The sequence below is a fragment of the Pseudomonas sp. GL_103 genome (genome assembly GCF_057835175.1).
Genome location: NZ_CM174420.1, coordinates 6,126,208 through 6,142,665, shown reverse-complemented (window position 1 = coordinate 6,142,665; position 16,458 = coordinate 6,126,208). Strand labels below are relative to the sequence as shown.

Genomic DNA, 16,458 nt, shown 5'->3' with positions numbered 1-16,458 from the left:
CGGTCGCCGTTTTTGGCGGTGACGGTCAGAGGTTATCGATGAATCCAAAATTCGCCTAGTTCATGCATGGCGCAGCATTTTGAAGGAAGTTTCCGATAGGTTTGCAGGGTGGGGGGATCAAAAGTTCGCAGCCTTCGGCAGCTCCTACAGAATGTGTTTCTTCAGGTGCAGAAGTGGCGTGTGGAGTGGCCGGAGTGATGTGCTGATAATTGTGACTTAGTAGTCATCGTGCAGGTAATGGTAATGATCTTCTCCTAATGCAGCTGGATACTGGTGTTATCCTCTGAAGCCGTTAAACTGCCCCAGCCGTTCATTTTTCTCTTGAGGCTGTGCGCATGAAATTTCGTTTTCTGCTGTGGATGCTGGGTTTGTTGATGGGTAAGGCCAGCCGGACCAATCCGGCGTTTCAGCAGCAGTTGGGTGACAAGGACCTGGTGTTTCAGCTGCAGACCCTGGACGGGAAAGTGGCGCGGCATTTCCGCGTGAAGGACCAGCGCATCACCAGCCAATCGGGTGTGTATGCCGAGCCTGCGTTTGCGATTGCCTTTAAAGACGCCGCGTACGGCTTTGCCACGATGCAGGCGAAGAACAAGCAACTGGCGTTCATGACGGGGATTCAGGACAAGTCGATCCAGATCAAGGGCAACCCGGCGTTGGTGATCTGGTTCCAGGGGCTGACCAAGTATTTGAAGCCGAAGAAGGCCAAGCCCAAGGCTTGAGGTCTTTCAGGTAGACCGAGTGATATTCATCGCGGGCAAGCCCGCTCCCACAGGATTCAGGTGATCCATGTGGGAGCGAGGCTGCTCGCGATTGGTTTTCAGCCTTGGGTGAACTGCGAAGCCAGTTCGCGCAGCAGCACTTCGGCCTCGAGGACTTTGCTGACCACGTCGTTGGCTTTTTCGCGGCTCAGGCCAAGGCGTTCGAGCAGGGCGTCGGGGATGTCTTCGTCCGGGCCGGAGCCGATGCCTCGGCTGCGCAGCAGGCGCACAGACAGGCATACCAGGTTCGGGTACTCAGCGAAGTCGCCGTCGTAGTGTGGATCGTGCTGGAAGCGCAGGGCGGTGGCCAGTTCTTCAGGCATGTCCCAGTAGCGCATCAGCCACGAGCCGATCTGTTCCCGGCTGATGCCCAGCAGGTGTTGTTCCACGAAGCTGTGGCACAGGTGCGGGTTGACCTCCAGGTGGCGGCAGATCAGCGAGAAGTGCGGCGGGAACACATGGGCCAGCAGCAGGTAGCCGAAGTTGTGCAGCAGGCCGGCGAGATAGGTCAGGCCGGCTTCCGGACGCTGGGCGCGTGGCATGGCGCGGGTCAGGCCTTCGATAACGGCGGCGGTGTAGATCGATTGCTGCCAGTACGGCGTGGAGTGTTGCGGGTGGTCCTTGGGCAGGCTCAGGGTTTTGCCCAGGGCCAGGCCCAGCGCCAGGTTGATCACCAGGTCGAAACCCAGTACCCGGACGATGGCATCTTCCACCGAGCGGATCTTGCCCGGCGAGGCGTAGTACGGCGATGCCGCCCAGCTCACGACTTGTGCGGCCAGCGCCGGGTCGGTTTCGACCACGCCGGTGATGTCGTCGATGGTGGCGTTGGGGTCGACGCGCAGCTTGATGATTTTTTGCGCGGTTTCGGCCAGCGGCGGAATCTCGATGGTCGCCTCCAGACGCTGCTGGATGCGCCGTGCGGTGAACGCCTGGACGGCCTGGGTGATTTCCTCGCGATCGTCATCGGGGCGGTCGAGGTTGGGGCGGATGCTGGTCAGGTTTTCGCCGAAGTTGGCGGCGCTGGCCTTGGTCAGCATGGTCGCCTTGAAGTCTTCGCTGGTGATTTCCAGCAGCACGCCCGGCTCACCGGAGTTGATCAGCAACTTCGGCTCGCGCAGCAGGCTTTCGTCGTACAGGCACGGTGAACTGCTCAGCGCCGGCAGGCCCGGCAGCAAGCTGAGGTTGTGCTTGCCGAGCATTTTTGTCAGGCGTTCGGTGGGTACGGCGGCGAGGCGGCGACCGGTGAGTTCGGTCAGGCGATTAAGGTCCAGCAATTGGCTCTGCGGGAACAGCACCATCAATACGCCAACGCTGTCATCCAGCAGAACGGCCTGCACTTTGCGCGCGGCATTGAGGCCGTGACGGTCCAGCACTTCTTCGTAGGCAATGCCCAACTTGCCCAGCATCAGCCGAATAACCGACGGAGCGTGCGGGGTGTCGGGTGCGAAGGCAACTTCGGTCATGGTCTGTATCCGTACTTAAACAATTGCGGGAGTATAACCAGCTTGCTTGGGACCACGCCTCAGAAACCGTGACGGTTGTCACACTTGGCCGTATTGTTGGCCATGACGCAGCCATCGGTCGAGCAGCGGGCTGACGTGGGTCGGCCAGCGCTCGAGCAATGCCTGGGCGGCATCGCGCACGGCGGGCAGCAAATCGGCATCGCGCATCAGGTCGGCGACCTTGAATTGCAGCAAGCCAGTCTGCCGGGTGCCGAGCATTTCGCCGGGGCCGCGCAGTTCCAGATCCTTTTCGGCAATGACGAAACCATCGTTGGTTTCGCGCATGATGCCCAGGCGCTGGCGGCCGATCTGCGACAGCGGCGGATGGTAGAGCAGCACGCAATGGCTGACGGCGCTGCCCCGACCGACGCGGCCGCGCAACTGGTGCAATTGCGCCAGGCCCAGGCGCTCGGGGTTCTCGATGATCATCAGGCTGGCGTTGGGCACGTCCACGCCCACTTCGATCACCGTAGTCGCGACCAACAATTGCAGGTTGCCGGCCTTGAACTCGGCCATCACCGCGGCTTTTTCCGCAGGCTTCATGCGGCCATGGATCAGCCCGACCTTCAGCTCGCCGAGGGCGGCGGTGAGGTCCTCGAAGGTGGTTTCGGCGGCCTGGCAGGTCAGCTCTTCCGACTCTTCGATCAGTGTGCACACCCAATACGCCTGACGCCCTTCGGAGCAAGCGCTGCGCACCCGTTCGATGACTTCGACCCGCCGGGTGTCGGTGATCAGCACGGTGTTGACTGGTGTTCGACCGGGGGGCAGTTCGTCGAGGATCGAGGTGTCGAGGTCGGCGTAAGCGCTCATGGCCAGCGTGCGCGGAATCGGCGTGGCGGTCATGATCAGCTGATGCGGGCACATGCGCCCGCCGACGCCTTTCTGCCGCAAGGCCAGACGCTGCTGTACGCCGAAACGGTGCTGTTCGTCGATGATCACCAGCGCCAGGTTCTTGAATTGCACTTCGTCCTGGAACAGCGCGTGGGTGCCGACCACCATCGGCGTGCCGCTGGCGATTTGCTCCAGAGCGGCTACGCGGTTCTTGCCCTTGAGCTTGCCGGCCAGCCACGCGACTTCAATGCCCAGCGGCTCGAGCCAGCGCTTGAAGGTGATGAAGTGCTGCTCGGCGAGAATCTCGGTGGGCGCCATCAGCGCGACCTGATAACCGGCCTCCAACGCTTGCAGCGCGGCGAGGGCGGCGACCACGGTTTTGCCGGCGCCGACGTCACCCTGGATCAGCCGCAGCATCGGTTCATGCTGGCTGAGGTCGTAGGCGATTTCGTTGCCTACCCGTTGCTGGGCACCGGTCGGGCTGAAGCCGAGGTTGGCCAGGTATTTGGCCGGCAGCTTGGTGGCTTTGGGCATCGCGGGCGCACGCAGGGAGCGCATGCTTTCGCGCAGGCGCTGTTGCGACAGCTGATGGGTCAGCAGTTCTTCGAAAGCCAGACGGTGCTGCGCCCAGTGGTGACCGAGGGCCAGTTCATCGACGTCGGCATCGGCGGGAGGGTTGTGCAGGTAGCGGATCGCATCGGCCAGCGGCGCCAATTGGTAGTCGCGGGCCAGTTCGTTCGGCAGCCAGTCGGGCAGGCTGCTGGGGCCGAGCAGGGTGAGGGTCTGCATGCACAACTGGCGCAAGCGCTGTTGGGTCAGGCCTTCGGTGAGCGGGTAGACCGGGGTCAGGGTTTCATCCACCGGCGGCGGTTCGTCGCCGGTGATGGCGCGGTATTCCGGGTGGTAGATCTCCAGCCCCGAAGCACCGGGCCGCGCCTCGCCGTAGCAGCGAATCCGCGTGCCGCGTTTGAGGCCTTCTTTCTGCGCGTTGCTGAAATGGTAGAACCGCAGGCTCAAGCCCCCGGTGCCATCCTGCAACCGGACCACCAGGCTGCGCCGCCGGCCCATGACCACATCGGCGCCGCTGACGGTGCCTTCGATGACCGCATCCTGCCCGGGCCGCAGTGCACCGATCGGCACGACGCGAGTGCGATCCTGATAACGCAGGGGCAGGTGAAACAGCACGTCCTGGAGGTTTTCCAGGCCGACCTTGGCCAGTTTCTCGGCCATGGCTTCACCGACACCTTTGAGTGCCGTCACCGACACTTGCGACAACTCGCTCATGACCGTTGCTTAGCCCGCAGCGACTTGCGCCGCTGGCTTGGCCACCGAGCACAGGCGAATGGAGTCAGCGAGGATTTCAATCGCTTTCGGACGCGGGAAGCTGGCGCGCCAGGCAATGGCCACGGTGCGGAACGGTACGGGTGCCGACAACGGACGCACTTCGATCACGCCGGGGGCGTAGTGATGGCTGTCGACCGCCGACAACGGCAGGATCGAAATCCCCAGGCCCGAGGCGACCATGTGGCGAATGGTTTCCAAGGAACTGGATTCCACCGTGGTGTGCTTGGCGCCGTCGTTGCCTTTGGCCAGGGTCGGGCAGGCTTCCAGTACCTGATCGCGGAAGCAGTGGCCTTCGCCGAGCAGCAGCAGGCTCTTGTCGTTGAGCAGGCTGGCGTCGATGGATTCCTTTTGTGTCCACGGGTGCTGCGCCGGCATCAGCACGTAGAACGGCTCATCGTAGAGCTGCAGGGTCAGCACGTCGGCTTCATTGAACGGCAGGGCGATGATGATCGCGTCGAGTTCGCCGTTGCGCAGTTTGTCGCGCAGCACGTGGGTGAAGTTTTCTTCGATGTACAACGGCATCTGCGGGGCGACCCGGTGCAGTTGTGGAATCAGGTGCGGAAACAGGTACGGCCCGACGGTGTAGATCGCGCCGACCTTGAGTGGGGCTGTCAGCTGGTTCTTGCCGGCCTGGGCCAGTTCGCGGATGCCTTGGGCCTGTTCCAATACCTTTTGGGCCTGGGCCACGATGCCTTCGCCGACCGGCGTCAGGCGCACGGCGCTTTTGCTGCGCTCGAAAATCAGCACACCGAGTTCGTCTTCAAGCTTTTTCACACCCACCGACAGGGTCGGCTGGCTGACGTGGCAACGCTCGGCCGCATGGCCGAAGTGCTGCTCTTGGGCGAGGGTAACGATGTAGCGTAATTCTGTGAGGGTCATAGCAAGCGTCCATGTAGTTGCGGGCCAAGCATACCGGCTGCAATCGATAGACGCACGTTATCAGACTGAGTACGTCGAGTGACACCGGGCAATGCCGGATTGCCGCTGGCAGATATGCAAAAGGCACCTTTCGGTGCCTTTTTGGCTTGGCGCGCGACCTTCCAGCTGGCGGAAAACTCTGTGGGAGCGAGCTTGCTCGCGATAGCGGAGTAACAGTCAACGAATAAGTTGAATGTGAGGCCGTCATCGCGAGCAAGCTCGCTCCCACAGGGATTGGCGGTGTTATCAGCGTCGGCGTTTTTCCAGCGAATACACAAAGGGTGCAACGATTTCGATGGAGCCGTTGGTCAGCATGTCGGCCGGTGGCTTGGGCAGCGGTTGGGCGCGGCGGATCATTTCCAGGGTGGCCCGGTCCAGATCGGCAGTGCCCGAGGCACCTACCAGTTCAAACGACAACACATTGCCTTCGGCATCCACGACGAAACGCAGACGATTCATGCCTTCCTTGCCCCGCGCCTGGGCACTTGCAGGGTACTTCTTGTACTTCTGCAGGTGTGCCAACAGCGTGCCTTGCCAGCTGGCCTTGGCCGCCATTTGAGCAGGCGACGGGCCCGGCGCAGGCTGGGCGGATTTCTCCGTCGGCGTCTGAGTCTGCTGGGTTTCGGCCGGTTTTTCTTCGGCCGGTTTTTCCTTCGGCGGCTCGGGTTTCTTCTCTACCGGCTTGGGCGGCTGCGGCTTGGGCTTTGGCTTGACGGGCTTGGGCACGGCAATTTCAGCTTTCGGCGCTTCAGCGAGCTTGGGAATCGGCAGTTCTTCAACCGGAGCCGGTGGCTGCGGCGGGGTGACGACCTTCGGCGGAGCAGGCGGTGGCGGAGCAGGAATCGGTGCCAGTTCGACCATCATTGCCTGAGGGGGCAATTCGATGGGCGGACGGGCGGACCAGTTCAGCGCCAGCGCAATGGCTAGCGCGTGAACACCCAGCACCACAGCCAGGCTACCGCTGTAACGCGTCAACTTATGGCGCGTCGTGATCATTTCTTGGCTGCCGTCTCGAGTCCGACCAGACCTACCTTCAGGTAACCGGCAGAGCGCAGGTTGTCCATCACGCTCATCAGGTCGCCGTAATCCACGCCTTTGTCGGCCTGGAAGAAGATTGTCGTGTCTTTCTTGCCCTGGGTCCTGGCGTCGAGGGTGGCGCCGAGTGCTTCGGCCTTCACTTCGTCTTCACCGAGGAACAGGCGCTGGTCAGCCTTGACGCTGAGGAACACCGGTTTCTCTGGCCGCGGCGCCGGTTTGGCGGTCGAGGCGGGCAGGTCGACCTTGATGTCCACGGTGGCCAGCGGGGCCGCCACCATGAAGATGATCAACAGCACCAACATCACGTCGATGAACGGCGTAACGTTGATTTCGTGGTTTTCGGACAGATCGTCGTCTGCCCCTTCTTTCAAATGCAGGCCCATGGCCGATTACCCCACTTTCACCATGTGCGGTTGCGAGCTGCGCTCAGGCTGGTGGTCGAGGTCGCGGCTGACCAGCAGCAGGACCTGTGCCGACGCGTCGGACACCTGAGCCTTGTAACCGGCGATGGAGCGGGCAAAGACGTTGTAGATCACGACCGCAGGGATCGCTGCAACCAGGCCCAGCGCGGTAGCCAGCAGGGCCTCGGCGATACCGGGGGCGACGACGGCGAGGTTGGTGGTCTGGGTCTTGGCGATGCCGATGAAGCTGTTCATGATGCCCCACACGGTACCGAACAGGCCGACGAATGGCGCGGTGGAACCAATGGTGGCCAGCACGCCGGTACCGCTGCTCATGTTGCGACCGCAGGCCGCGACCAGGCGCTCAAGACGGAAGCTGACGCGTTCCTTGATGCCTTCTTTCTCACGGCTGTTGACCGACAGGCGCATCTCTTCAAGGGCGTCATGTACCAGCAGGTTGGCCAGGGTGCCTTCCTTCGCCGCGGTGGCGCTGGCTTCCTTGAGGGAGGCGGATTTTTTCAGTTGGGCGATTTCACCGCGCAGACGACGCTTGGCGCCCATCAGCTCAAGACCCTTGGCGATCCAGATGGTCCAGGTGATGATCGAGGCAATGGCCAGGCCGATCATCACGATTTTCACGATGATGTCGGCATTCTTGTACATGCCCCACGGCGACAGGTCGTGGGCCATGCCCAGGGTGTTGTCGGCTTCGAGGACTTCAGGGACGTCTTCACCCAGCGTTTCTGCCGGTGCGGCCTGGGCCGGATCGGTCGCGACCGGAGCAACGGCCGGGGCGGCGTGATCGGCCGGAGCAGGTGCGGTGGCGGCCGGTGTGGCTGGCGCCTGTGCATCGGCGAAAGCGGCGACTGGCGCGAGCATCAGGCTGAGGAGCAGGGCGGCCACCGCGCTCCAGGCGCGAGGTCGTTTGGTTGGCGAAGCGGAGAATTGATTGCGTGTCATGCTGGCCGGACCTGAGAGAAAAAACGGGTGATGTTCTTCCAGGCCTCGAAGGCCGAGAACAAAAGTGGGAGGCATTATTGCAATTAATTCTTGTTAACAAAAGTAATAGCGTCTCTTTTTTTCCTGCATTGCTAGCCGCCTGTCTATTGCCGGCGCTAGTCTGTGGCTTTGCGATGGGAGTTTTCTGATGTCTGCGCCTACTGTTTTGATCGCCGGCTGCGGTGATGTCGGCAGCCGCTTGGCCACACAATTGCTGGCGGCGGGGTGGGAGGTTCATGGCCTGCGACGCGACGTTTCACGCCTGCCCAAGGGCGTCATCGGCGTGGCCGGTGACCTGTTCAACAAAGCCTGCCCGGACACTTGGCCAATCGGCGCTGTGGATTACCTGGTGTATTGCGCGGCGGCCACCGATCACGACGAAGCCGGTTACCGCGCTGCGTATGTCCAGGGCCTGGAGCATGTGCTGGAGTGGCTGGGCGACTACGGGCAGATGCCCAATCGCCTGTTGTTCGTGTCCAGCAGCAGTGTTTACGGTCAGCAGAATGGCGAATGGGTCGACGAGGCCTCGCCAGCCGTGGCGGCGGGCTATTCCGGGCGTGTGATGCTCGAAGCCGAGCAACTTGCCCTCAAAAGCGGCATTCCGGCGAGCATCGTGCGTCTGACCGGCATTTATGGTCCGGGCCGTGAGTGGCTGCTGACTCAGGTTCGTCGGGGGTATCGCGTGGTAACCGATCCGCCGTTGTATGCCAATCGGATTCATGCCGACGACGCCGCAGGGTTGATGGCGTGCCTGCTTGAGGCGGATCGGCGTGGCGTGGCGCTGGATGATGTCTACATCGGCGTCGATGACACGCCTGCAGCGCTGGCCGATGTGGTGGGCTGGTTGCGTGAGTATCTGGGTGTGACCGAATGGGCCGATGACGACAGCGTGCGTCGCACCGGCAGCAAACGCTGCAGCAATGCACGGGCAAAAGCGTTGGGCTGGACGCCGAAGTACCCGAGTTTCCGCGAGGGGTATGCGGCGATTCTTGAGGGGCGCTGCTGATAGCAAAAGATCGCAGCCTGCGGCAGCTCCTACAGGTGTACATATAACCTTTGTAGGAGCTGCCGAAGGCTGCGATCTTTTCAGGGATTTATTGCTTTTCCAGCAGCCACTTGCGCTCACCTGGGGTGAACGAGGGCATCTCGTCCGCCTGCGCCGTGTTCACGGTCTGGAAAATCTCCAGCTCCTTGCCCTTGCGCGCAAAGATCCAGGCGTTGCCCTGGCCATTGAGTTGCAGCCACATGTTGTCATTGCCACCGCTCATGGAGGCGCAATCACCGGCCAGGCACAACGCATAGCGATCGCTGCCGGGAAGGCCGGTCACCTGGCCGTCGGGCTGGAATTGAACCGTGTTGCCTTCGCCTGGACCGTTGACGATTGTCCAGCCGCCGCCCATGTAGGCTGAATACAGCGCACGTTCGAAACTGGCGCCCATCGGTGCGCCATCCGGTACCTGGATCTGTACGCGGTCGAAGACTTGCTCAGGCTCGTTGTCGCTGGCGGACTGGCTCAGTTGCTTGCCGTCACGCTTCAGCTCACTGGCCGAGCTGCCATAAAAGTCGACTTTCCAGGCGCCGGACTGTTCACCCAGCAGCTTGCCATCGACATTTTCAAAACCGTTGGTGTAGCGGGCCTGACTGGCCTTGGTGTTGATGTCCCATTCCAGGTTGGGGCCATAGGCCTGGAGCGCTTCACGCAGGGGGACGCCTTTGGCGGCAGCATCGATCGCCACCTGGTTGATCCAGGTGCCGCTGATGTCGCGGTCGGCAGGGTTGCTGGCACATCCGCCCAGGAACAGGGCGAGCAGCGAGAGAACAAGCGCGTTGCGCATGGGTGGAATCCTTTCAAGCATTCTTTACAGCAGAGCAGTCGGCGCAGCCCGAGGCTGCGCCGTACGCATTACTCGATGACCAGGATGGCATCCATTTCAACCTGCGAACCCTTTGGCAGGGCTGCTACGCCGATGGCGGCGCGGGCAGGGTAGGGCTGGTCGAAGTACTTGCCCATGATCTCGTTGACCTTGGCGAAGTGGCTCAGGTCGGTGAGGAAGATGTTCAGCTTGACGATGTCCTTGAACGAACCGCCAGCGGCTTCAGCCACGGCCTTGAGGTTCTCGAACACCTGGACGGTCTGGGCTTCGAAGCCTTCGACCAGTTCCATGGTTTTTGGGTCCAGGGGAATCTGACCCGACATGTAAACGGTGTTGCCAGCCTTGATCGCCTGGGAGTAAGTGCCGATGGCGGCCGGGGCCTTGTCGCTGGTGATAACAGTCTTGGTCATGTAGGACTCCTTGTAATTAGGGGCTTAGGCGCGCATGCGGGTGATGCGAATCACCCCGGTCAAGGCGCGCAGTTTCTTGATCACGCGGGCCAGGTGCACGCGGTCGTGCACGCTGACCACCAACTGGACCACGCTGATGCGACCATCGCGTTCGTCCATGCTGATTTTCTCGATGTTGCCGTCGGCGGCGTTGACGCTGCTGGCCAGCAGGGCGATCAGGCCGCGTTGGTGTTCCAGTTCGACGCGCAGCTCGACGTTGAATTCGCCGGTAACGTCCTTGGCCCATGAGAGCTGGATGCATTTTTCCGGGTTGTGACGGATTTCGCTGATGTTGCGGCAGTTGTCCAGGTGCACGACCATGCCTTTGCCAGCGGACAGGTGGCCGACAATCGGGTCGCCCGGGATCGGCGTGCAGCACTTGGCGTAGCTGAGTACCAAGCCTTCGGTGCCGCGAATCGCCAGCGGGCCTTCAGGGCTAGGCAACTGTTCGCCTTCGCCCAGCAACCGGCGGGCCACCACATAGGCCATGCGATTGCCCAGGCCGATGTCTTCGAGCAAATCTTCGATCAGTTCGAGGCGGTACTCGACGAGCATGGCCTTGACGCGCTCGGCCGGGATTTTCTCCAGCGAGCTGTCGAAACCGTTGAGAACCTTGTTCAGCAAGCGCTCGCCGAGGCTGATGGATTCGGAGCGGCGTTGCAGTTTCAGTGCATGGCGGATGTGCGTGCGCGCCTTGCCGGTGACCACGAAGTTGAGCCAGGCCGGATTCGGCCGCGCGCCGGGAGCGCTGACGATCTCGACCGTGGAGCCGCTTTGCAGCGGTTCGGACAGCGGTGCGAGACGGCGGTTGATTCGGCAGGCAATGCAGCTGTTGCCGACGTCGGTGTGCACCGCGTAAGCGAAGTCGACCGCCGTGGAGCCCTTGGGCAGCTCCATGATCCGGCCTTTGGGCGTGAACACGTAGACCTCGTCCGGGAACAGGTCGATCTTCACGCTTTCGATGAATTCCAGCGAGTTGCCGGCGCGTTGCTGCATTTCCAGCACGCCCTTGACCCACTGGCGGGCGCGGGCGTGAGTGCCTTTTGGCTGCTCGTCGCCGCTGGACTTGTACAGCCAATGGGCGGCGATGCCGTTGTTGGCCATCTCTTCCATTTCACGGGTGCGGATCTGGATCTCGATCGGAACACCGTGCATGCCGAACAGCGTGGTGTGCAGCGACTGATAGCCGTTGGCCTTGGGGATCGCGATGTAATCCTTGAAGCGCCCCGGCAATGGCTTGTACAAATTATGTACAGCACCCAACACGCGGTAGCAGGTATCGACCTTGTCGACGATGATCCGGAACGCGTAGACGTCCATGATCTCGTTGAAGGCCCGACGCTTGCCGCGCATTTTCTTGTAGATGCCGTAGAGGTGTTTCTGGCGACCGCTGACCTCGCCCTGGATGCCATCGATGGCCAGGCAGTGGCTTAAGGATTCTTCGATCTTGTTGACGATTTCCTTGCGGTTGCCCCGGGCGCGCTTGACCGCCTGGTAGATCCGCGCAGAACGCATCGGGTGCATGGCCTTGAAGCCGAGGTCTTCGAACTCTATGCGGATGGCGTGCATGCCCAGCCGGTTGGCGATGGGCGCATAGATTTCCAGGGTTTCCTTGGCGATGCGCCGGCGTTTTTCACCGGACAGCACTTCCAGCGTGCGCATGTTGTGCAGGCGGTCGGCCAGCTTGACCAGGATCACGCGAATGTCGCGGGCCATGGCCATGGCCATTTTCTGGAAGTTTTCGGCTTGTGCCTCGGCCTTGGTCTCGAAGTTCATCTGGGTCAGTTTGCTGACCCCGTCGACCAGTTCGGCCACGGTTTCGCCGAACTGCGCTTGCAGCGCTTCCTTGGCAATACCGGTGTCTTCGATCACGTCATGCAGCATCGCAGCCATCAGGCTCTGATGGTCCATGTGCATGTCGGCAAGAATATTCGCAACCGCGAGTGGGTGCGTGACGTACGCCTCGCCGCTACGGCGGCGTTGGCCGTCGTGGGCTTGTTCGGCGTAGAAATACGCTCGGCGGACCAGGTTGACCTGGTCCTTGCCGAGGTAGGTCGATAAGCGATCGGCGAGGGCGTCTATGCTCGGCATGATGTCTCCTGCCGTAAGCTTTTATCCCGCGCCGTGCTACGTCGACCAGGCATAGGCTTAGACGGCCTCGTTGGACTCGTCCTCGAATGCAGCAAAAAGCGGTTCATCTTCAACGATTTCGGCTTCGGCGATAGCTGCGTAGTCGATCAGGCCTTCAGCGATTTCACGCAGGGCGACGACGGTAGGCTTGTCGTTTTCCCATGCTACTTTCGGCTCTTTGCCGCCGGTGGCCAGTTGACGGGCACGCTTGGTAGAGAGCATGACCAGCTCAAAGCGGTTATCCACGTGTTCTAGGCAGTCTTCAACGGTTACGCGGGCCATGGTCTTCCTCGTAGCAAATGCAATATGCGCGCTGCCCGGATGGGCGAGCGGACTCAACAGTTTAAAAAATCACCAGCGTTTAGGGAAGCGCTGATTTTTTGACCAAGCCCTTCAACGCGCTACAAGTGCCAATGTAAAGCCCTTGCAGCGGTTTTGGGAAGAGCTGATTAACCGAGCAATTCAGCCAGCAATTTGCCGTGACGCTGCTGCTGACGCTTCTGGATCAGCTGATTGGCGCGGAAAATCGCCTTCAGGTCGTGCAGCGCGTGGGCGAAATCGTCGTTGATGATCAGGTAGTCGTAGTCGACGTAGTGGCTCATTTCGCTGACGGCTTCGCGCATCCGGCCGTCAATGACTTCGTCACTGTCCTGGCCGCGATTGGTCAGGCGCTGGTGCAAAGCCTGCAATGACGGCGGCAGAATGAAGATCGAGCGGGCCTGAGGCATCAACTTGCGCACTTGCTCGGCACCTTGCCAGTCGATTTCCAGAATCAGGTCGTGGCCTTCGTCCAGGGTCTGCTGCAGGTGGCTTTGCGAAGTGCCGTAGAGATTGCCGAACACTTCGGCGCGCTCGAGGAAATCCCCGTGCTCGATCATCTTCACGAACTCGCCGCGGTCGACGAAGTGATAGTTCACGCCATTCACTTCACCGGGGCGCATGGCACGGGTGGTGTGGGAGACCGAGACGCGGATCTCCGGATTTGCGTCGGTCAGGGCCTTGACCAGGCTGCTCTTGCCCGCGCCCGAAGGGGCGGAAATGATGTACAGGGTGCCGGTGCTGTGTGTCATGTCGGGGGTAGCCTTACTCAATATTCTGCACTTGTTCGCGCATCTGCTCGATCAACACCTTGAGGTTGACCGCAGCCTGGGTGCTGCGCGGGTCGAAGGCTTTGGAGCCCAGTGTATTGGCTTCGCGGTTGAGTTCCTGCATCAGGAAGTCCAGGCGCCGACCGGCGGCACCGCCGGATTTGAGCACCCGGCGAACTTCGATGATGTGAGTGCTCAGGCGATCCAGTTCTTCGGCGACGTCGCTTTTTTGCGCGAGCATGACCATTTCCTGCTCCAGGCGCTGCGGGTCCATCTCGGTCTTCATGTCGGCGAAGCGGTCGAGGACTTTCTGGCGCTGGGTGGCGAGCATTTGCGGAACCAGTTCGCGCAAGGTCACCACGTCTTCTTCGATGGCGCTCAGGCGCTCGTTGATCAGCCGCGCCAGCTCCGCACCTTCGCGCTCGCGGCCGGCCTTCAGTTCCTTGAGGCCCTGATTGAACAGTGCCAGCGCTTCGGCGTTCAAGGCTTGCGGGTCGGTGGCGTCGCCTACCAGTACGCCGGGCCAGGCCAGGACTTCCAGCGGGTTCAGCGCTGCCGGGTTCTTGATCAGGCTGGCGATGGTCTCGGCGGCGGCGACCAGTTGCGCGGCGCGCTCCTGATCGATTTGCAGTGCTTTGCCGGTGTTTTCTTCGGTGAAGCGCAGGGTGCATTCGAGCTTGCCCCGCGATACACCCTGGCGCAGGGCTTCACGAACAGCGCCCTCGAGGTCGCGGAAGGATTCCGGCAGGCGCAGGTGGGGTTCCAGGTAGCGGCTGTTGACCGACCGCAGTTCCCAGCTCAGGGTGCCCTGGGCGCCGGCTTTCTCGACGCGGGCGAAGGCGGTCATGCTGTGCACCATGGAGGTACCTCGCAAGGCAGATCGGCACAGAACCGAGGTTCCGGGAATCCGATATCAATGAATTAAAGCCGACTGGCAGCAAAGGCGCAGGATTGTAGCGCAGTGGCGCGGATGCGCCCAAACACACAGTGTGACAAAGAGCGGCAGGCCTGCACCGACGCGCGGTGCAGAGCCCTCGGTCGTCGGCGGAATTTTTTAGAAGTGCCCAGTGGCGGCCGTCGGCTCTATAATGCTCCGCAGTTTTCCGTCCCCAGTACAGGTACTCCCTATGATACGTCCAAGTGGTCGCGCTGCCGATCAGCTCCGCTCGATCCGCATCACCCGCAACTACACCAAACACGCCGAGGGTTCTGTGCTGGTCGAGTTCGGCGATACCAAGGTCATCTGCACCGTCAGCGTTGAACCGGGCGTACCGCGTTTCCTGAAAGGCCAGGGCCAGGGTTGGCTGACCGCCGAGTACGGCATGCTGCCGCGCGCTACCGGCGAGCGTAACCAGCGTGAAGCCAGCCGTGGCAAGCAAGGCGGCCGCACCCTGGAAATCCAGCGTCTGATCGGTCGCTCCCTGCGCGCTGCGCTGGACATGTCCAAGCTGGGTGACGTCACCCTGTACGTCGACTGCGATGTGATCCAGGCTGACGGTGGCACCCGCACTGCGTCGATCACCGGTTCCATGGTCGCGCTGATCGATGCCTTGAAAGTCATCAAGAAGCGTGGCGGTCTGAAGGGCGGCGACCCGGTCAAGCAAATGATCGCTGCGGTTTCCGTGGGCATGTACAAGGGCGAGCCTGTGCTCGACCTCGACTACCTTGAAGACTCGGCCGCCGAGACTGACCTGAACGTGGTGATGACCAGCGCTGGCGGTTTCATCGAAGTCCAGGGCACCGCCGAAGGCGCGCCGTTCCAGCCTGAAGAGCTGAACGCCATGCTCGAACTGGCCAAGAAAGGCATGAACGAGATCTTCGAACTGCAAAAGGCCGCACTGGCCGACTGACCGGACTGCTCCAGACAAGGAGGACACCATGAGTGACGAGCAACTGCCGCTGCCCACGCCGAGCCAGGAGGTGCGTCAGTGGGCCATGTTTTGCCACTTGTCCGCCTTGCTGGGGATCTGGATTCCGTTCGGCACGATCATCGGCCCGCTGATTCTCTGGCAGATGAAGCGCGAGATGGACCCGTTCATTGATGCCCAAGGCAAGGAAGCGCTGAACTTTCAGTTAACCGTGGCGATCGCCTCGGCTGTCTGCTTCCTGCTGATGCTGGTGATTATCGGGTTCTTCCTGTTTGGCCTGGTCGCGATCGGTGCGCTGGTGCTGACAATCATTGCCGGGGTGAAGGCCAATGAAGGGCAGCCTTATCGGTATCCGTTCACCTGGCGGTTGATCAAATAACGAGCAGGCTCGCTCCCACAAAGAGCAAGAATCTGCGTCCACAAAAAAGCCGACATTGCTGTCGGCTTTTTTGTGTCTGCGAAACGACGCTTAAATGGTCAGCGTCCAGTCGTAGTCCACAATCAGCGGTGCGTGTTGCGAGAACCGCGGCTGGCGTGGCAGGCGTGCGCTGCGTACGAACCGGCGAAGGCCAGGGGTCAGCAACTGATAGTCGAAGCGCCAACCGAGGTTGAGCATCTCCGCCTGTTCGTTGTCCGGCCACCAGCTGTACTGGTCGCCTTCACGGCTGACTTCACGCAGGGCGTCGACATAACCCATGTTGCCGACAATCTCGTCCATCCAGGCACGTTCAGGTGCCAGAAAGCCCGGAGATTGCTGGCTGTCGCGCCAGTTCTTGATATCCAGCTTCTGTTGCGCCACGTACAGTGAGCCACAGTAGATGTACTCGCGGCGTTTGCGCCGCTGCTTGTCCAGGTATTTGGCGAAGTCGTCCATGAGCTTGAACTTCTGGTTCAAGTCCTCATCGCCGTTCATGCCGGACGGAAGCAACAAGGTTGCAATACTGACTTTGTCGAAATCTGCTTGCAGGTAGCGCCCGTAGCGGTCGGCCGTCTCGAAACCGAGACCGCTGATGACAGCCTTCGGTTGCAGCCGCGAATACAAAGCCACGCCACCTTGGGCGGGAACTTCGGCATCGCAGGCATAAAGGAAGTATCCATCCAGTTGGAAGGCTGGATCGTCCAGTTCAAAGGCGGAGGCACGGGTGTCCTGCAGGCAGATGACGTCGGCATTCTGTGCCTGCAGCCAACTGAGCAAACCTCGCTCGACTGCAGCCTGAATACCATTGACGTTCACACTGATGATCCGCATAAATGGCCC

The 16,458-nt window shown here is 61.3% G+C and carries 17 protein-coding genes; 4 read left to right on the top strand and 13 right to left on the bottom strand.

Going from position 1 to position 16,458, the window contains the following annotated elements; all coding sequences use genetic code 11:
• Window positions 1-335 precede the first annotated feature (335 nt).
• Window positions 336-719: a helicase gene (locus AC3IP0_RS27830; protein ID WP_489317694.1), complete on the top strand. Its 384-nt coding sequence runs from the start codon at window positions 336-338 to the stop codon at window positions 717-719.
• Between the two features lie 98 nt (window positions 720-817).
• On the opposite strand, the gene AC3IP0_RS27825 is transcribed toward AC3IP0_RS27830, so the two are convergent.
• The 6 genes from AC3IP0_RS27825 to exbB form a co-directional block, all read right to left on the bottom strand.
• Entirely contained in the window at window positions 818-2,221 is a 1,404-nt protein-coding gene (locus AC3IP0_RS27825; protein WP_489317693.1) for an aminoacyl-tRNA deacylase and HDOD domain-containing protein, read from the bottom strand.
• Between the two features lie 78 nt (window positions 2,222-2,299).
• On the bottom strand, window positions 2,300-4,375 hold the full coding sequence (gene recG, locus AC3IP0_RS27820) for an ATP-dependent DNA helicase RecG (protein WP_489317692.1): 2,076 nt from the start codon (window positions 4,373-4,375) through the stop codon (window positions 2,300-2,302).
• A gap of 9 nt (window positions 4,376-4,384) precedes the next feature.
• On the bottom strand, window positions 4,385-5,314 hold the full coding sequence (locus AC3IP0_RS27815) for a hydrogen peroxide-inducible genes activator (RefSeq protein WP_253558150.1): 930 nt from the start codon (window positions 5,312-5,314) through the stop codon (window positions 4,385-4,387).
• A 285-nt stretch (window positions 5,315-5,599) separates the two neighbouring features.
• Window positions 5,600-6,349: an energy transducer TonB family protein gene (locus AC3IP0_RS27810; protein ID WP_489317691.1), complete on the bottom strand. Its 750-nt coding sequence runs from the start codon at window positions 6,347-6,349 to the stop codon at window positions 5,600-5,602.
• The gene (exbD, locus tag AC3IP0_RS27805) at window positions 6,346-6,774 is read right to left on the bottom strand and encodes a TonB system transport protein ExbD (RefSeq protein WP_007975187.1); all 429 of its coding nucleotides are present in this window, start codon (window positions 6,772-6,774) and stop codon (window positions 6,346-6,348) included. The genes AC3IP0_RS27810 and exbD overlap by 4 nt, the downstream gene beginning before the upstream one ends.
• A 6-nt stretch (window positions 6,775-6,780) precedes the next feature.
• Window positions 6,781-7,752: a tonB-system energizer ExbB gene (gene exbB / locus AC3IP0_RS27800; RefSeq protein ID WP_489317690.1), complete on the bottom strand. Its 972-nt coding sequence runs from the start codon at window positions 7,750-7,752 to the stop codon at window positions 6,781-6,783.
• Window positions 7,753-7,939: 187 nt separating this feature from the next.
• Between exbB and AC3IP0_RS27795 the strand changes: the two genes are divergently transcribed.
• A complete protein-coding gene (locus tag AC3IP0_RS27795) occupies window positions 7,940-8,797 on the top strand; it encodes an SDR family oxidoreductase (protein ID WP_489326350.1) in 858 nt (285 codons plus the stop codon).
• Window positions 8,798-8,885: 88 nt separating this feature from the next.
• On the opposite strand, the gene AC3IP0_RS27790 is transcribed toward AC3IP0_RS27795, so the two are convergent.
• The 6 genes from AC3IP0_RS27790 to AC3IP0_RS27765 all read right to left on the bottom strand — a co-directional run bounded on the left by AC3IP0_RS27790 (window position 8,886) and on the right by AC3IP0_RS27765 (window position 14,191).
• Window positions 8,886-9,626 carry a hypothetical protein gene (locus tag AC3IP0_RS27790; RefSeq protein WP_489317688.1) on the bottom strand — a complete coding sequence of 247 codons (741 nt, stop codon included), beginning with the start codon at window positions 9,624-9,626 and terminating at the stop codon, window positions 8,886-8,888.
• A 68-nt stretch (window positions 9,627-9,694) separates the two neighbouring features.
• Window positions 9,695-10,075 (bottom strand): RidA family protein, encoded by a 381-nt coding sequence (locus AC3IP0_RS27785; protein WP_003229509.1) that lies wholly within the window; start codon window positions 10,073-10,075, stop codon window positions 9,695-9,697.
• A 24-nt stretch (window positions 10,076-10,099) separates the two neighbouring features.
• Window positions 10,100-12,205 (bottom strand): bifunctional GTP diphosphokinase/guanosine-3',5'-bis pyrophosphate 3'-pyrophosphohydrolase, encoded by a 2,106-nt coding sequence (spoT, locus tag AC3IP0_RS27780; protein WP_008047084.1) that lies wholly within the window; start codon window positions 12,203-12,205, stop codon window positions 10,100-10,102.
• Window positions 12,206-12,262: 57 nt separating this feature from the next.
• Window positions 12,263-12,526, bottom strand: coding sequence for a DNA-directed RNA polymerase subunit omega (gene rpoZ / locus AC3IP0_RS27775; RefSeq protein WP_007921129.1), 264 nt, complete (start codon window positions 12,524-12,526; stop codon window positions 12,263-12,265).
• Between the two features lie 167 nt (window positions 12,527-12,693).
• The gene (gmk, locus tag AC3IP0_RS27770) at window positions 12,694-13,314 is read right to left on the bottom strand and encodes a guanylate kinase (RefSeq protein WP_489326349.1); all 621 of its coding nucleotides are present in this window, start codon (window positions 13,312-13,314) and stop codon (window positions 12,694-12,696) included.
• A gap of 13 nt (window positions 13,315-13,327) precedes the next feature.
• Window positions 13,328-14,191, bottom strand: coding sequence for a YicC/YloC family endoribonuclease (locus AC3IP0_RS27765; protein ID WP_489326347.1), 864 nt, complete (start codon window positions 14,189-14,191; stop codon window positions 13,328-13,330).
• Between the two features lie 268 nt (window positions 14,192-14,459).
• Between AC3IP0_RS27765 and rph the strand changes: the two genes are divergently transcribed.
• Together rph and AC3IP0_RS27755 are read left to right on the top strand one after the other, a co-directional pair.
• Window positions 14,460-15,182 (top strand): ribonuclease PH, encoded by a 723-nt coding sequence (gene rph, locus AC3IP0_RS27760; protein WP_007989575.1) that lies wholly within the window; start codon window positions 14,460-14,462, stop codon window positions 15,180-15,182.
• A 28-nt stretch (window positions 15,183-15,210) separates the two neighbouring features.
• A complete protein-coding gene (locus AC3IP0_RS27755) occupies window positions 15,211-15,579 on the top strand; it encodes a DUF4870 domain-containing protein (protein WP_489326345.1) in 369 nt (122 codons plus the stop codon).
• A gap of 90 nt (window positions 15,580-15,669) precedes the next feature.
• Here AC3IP0_RS27755 and crc read toward each other — a convergent pair whose 3' ends face one another.
• Window positions 15,670-16,449 carry a catabolite repression control protein Crc gene (crc, locus tag AC3IP0_RS27750; RefSeq protein ID WP_053163881.1) on the bottom strand — a complete coding sequence of 260 codons (780 nt, stop codon included), beginning with the start codon at window positions 16,447-16,449 and terminating at the stop codon, window positions 15,670-15,672.
• Window positions 16,450-16,458: the final 9 nt, after the last annotated feature.

Bases quoted from the DNA above. Each gene is read 5' to 3' on its own strand.
- AC3IP0_RS27830 (WP_489317694.1), top strand. From the start codon at position 336: ATGAAATTTCGTTTTCTGCTGTGGATGCTGGGTTTGTTGATGGGTAAG.
- AC3IP0_RS27825 (WP_489317693.1), bottom strand. From the start codon at position 2,221: ATGACCGAAGTTGCCTTCGCACCCGACACCCCGCACGCTCCGTCGGTT.
- recG (WP_489317692.1), bottom strand. From the start codon at position 4,375: ATGAGCGAGTTGTCGCAAGTGTCGGTGACGGCACTCAAAGGTGTCGGT.
- AC3IP0_RS27815 (WP_253558150.1), bottom strand. From the start codon at position 5,314: ATGACCCTCACAGAATTACGCTACATCGTTACCCTCGCCCAAGAGCAG.
- AC3IP0_RS27810 (WP_489317691.1), bottom strand. From the start codon at position 6,349: ATGATCACGACGCGCCATAAGTTGACGCGTTACAGCGGTAGCCTGGCT.
- exbD (WP_007975187.1), bottom strand. From the start codon at position 6,774: ATGGGCCTGCATTTGAAAGAAGGGGCAGACGACGATCTGTCCGAAAAC.
- exbB (WP_489317690.1), bottom strand. From the start codon at position 7,752: ATGACACGCAATCAATTCTCCGCTTCGCCAACCAAACGACCTCGCGCC.
- AC3IP0_RS27795 (WP_489326350.1), top strand. From the start codon at position 7,940: ATGTCTGCGCCTACTGTTTTGATCGCCGGCTGCGGTGATGTCGGCAGC.
- AC3IP0_RS27790 (WP_489317688.1), bottom strand. From the start codon at position 9,626: ATGCGCAACGCGCTTGTTCTCTCGCTGCTCGCCCTGTTCCTGGGCGGA.
- AC3IP0_RS27785 (WP_003229509.1), bottom strand. From the start codon at position 10,075: ATGACCAAGACTGTTATCACCAGCGACAAGGCCCCGGCCGCCATCGGC.
- spoT (WP_008047084.1), bottom strand. From the start codon at position 12,205: ATGCCGAGCATAGACGCCCTCGCCGATCGCTTATCGACCTACCTCGGC.
- rpoZ (WP_007921129.1), bottom strand. From the start codon at position 12,526: ATGGCCCGCGTAACCGTTGAAGACTGCCTAGAACACGTGGATAACCGC.
- gmk (WP_489326349.1), bottom strand. From the start codon at position 13,314: ATGACACACAGCACCGGCACCCTGTACATCATTTCCGCCCCTTCGGGC.
- AC3IP0_RS27765 (WP_489326347.1), bottom strand. From the start codon at position 14,191: ATGGTGCACAGCATGACCGCCTTCGCCCGCGTCGAGAAAGCCGGCGCC.
- rph (WP_007989575.1), top strand. From the start codon at position 14,460: ATGATACGTCCAAGTGGTCGCGCTGCCGATCAGCTCCGCTCGATCCGC.
- AC3IP0_RS27755 (WP_489326345.1), top strand. From the start codon at position 15,211: ATGAGTGACGAGCAACTGCCGCTGCCCACGCCGAGCCAGGAGGTGCGT.
- crc (WP_053163881.1), bottom strand. From the start codon at position 16,449: ATGCGGATCATCAGTGTGAACGTCAATGGTATTCAGGCTGCAGTCGAG.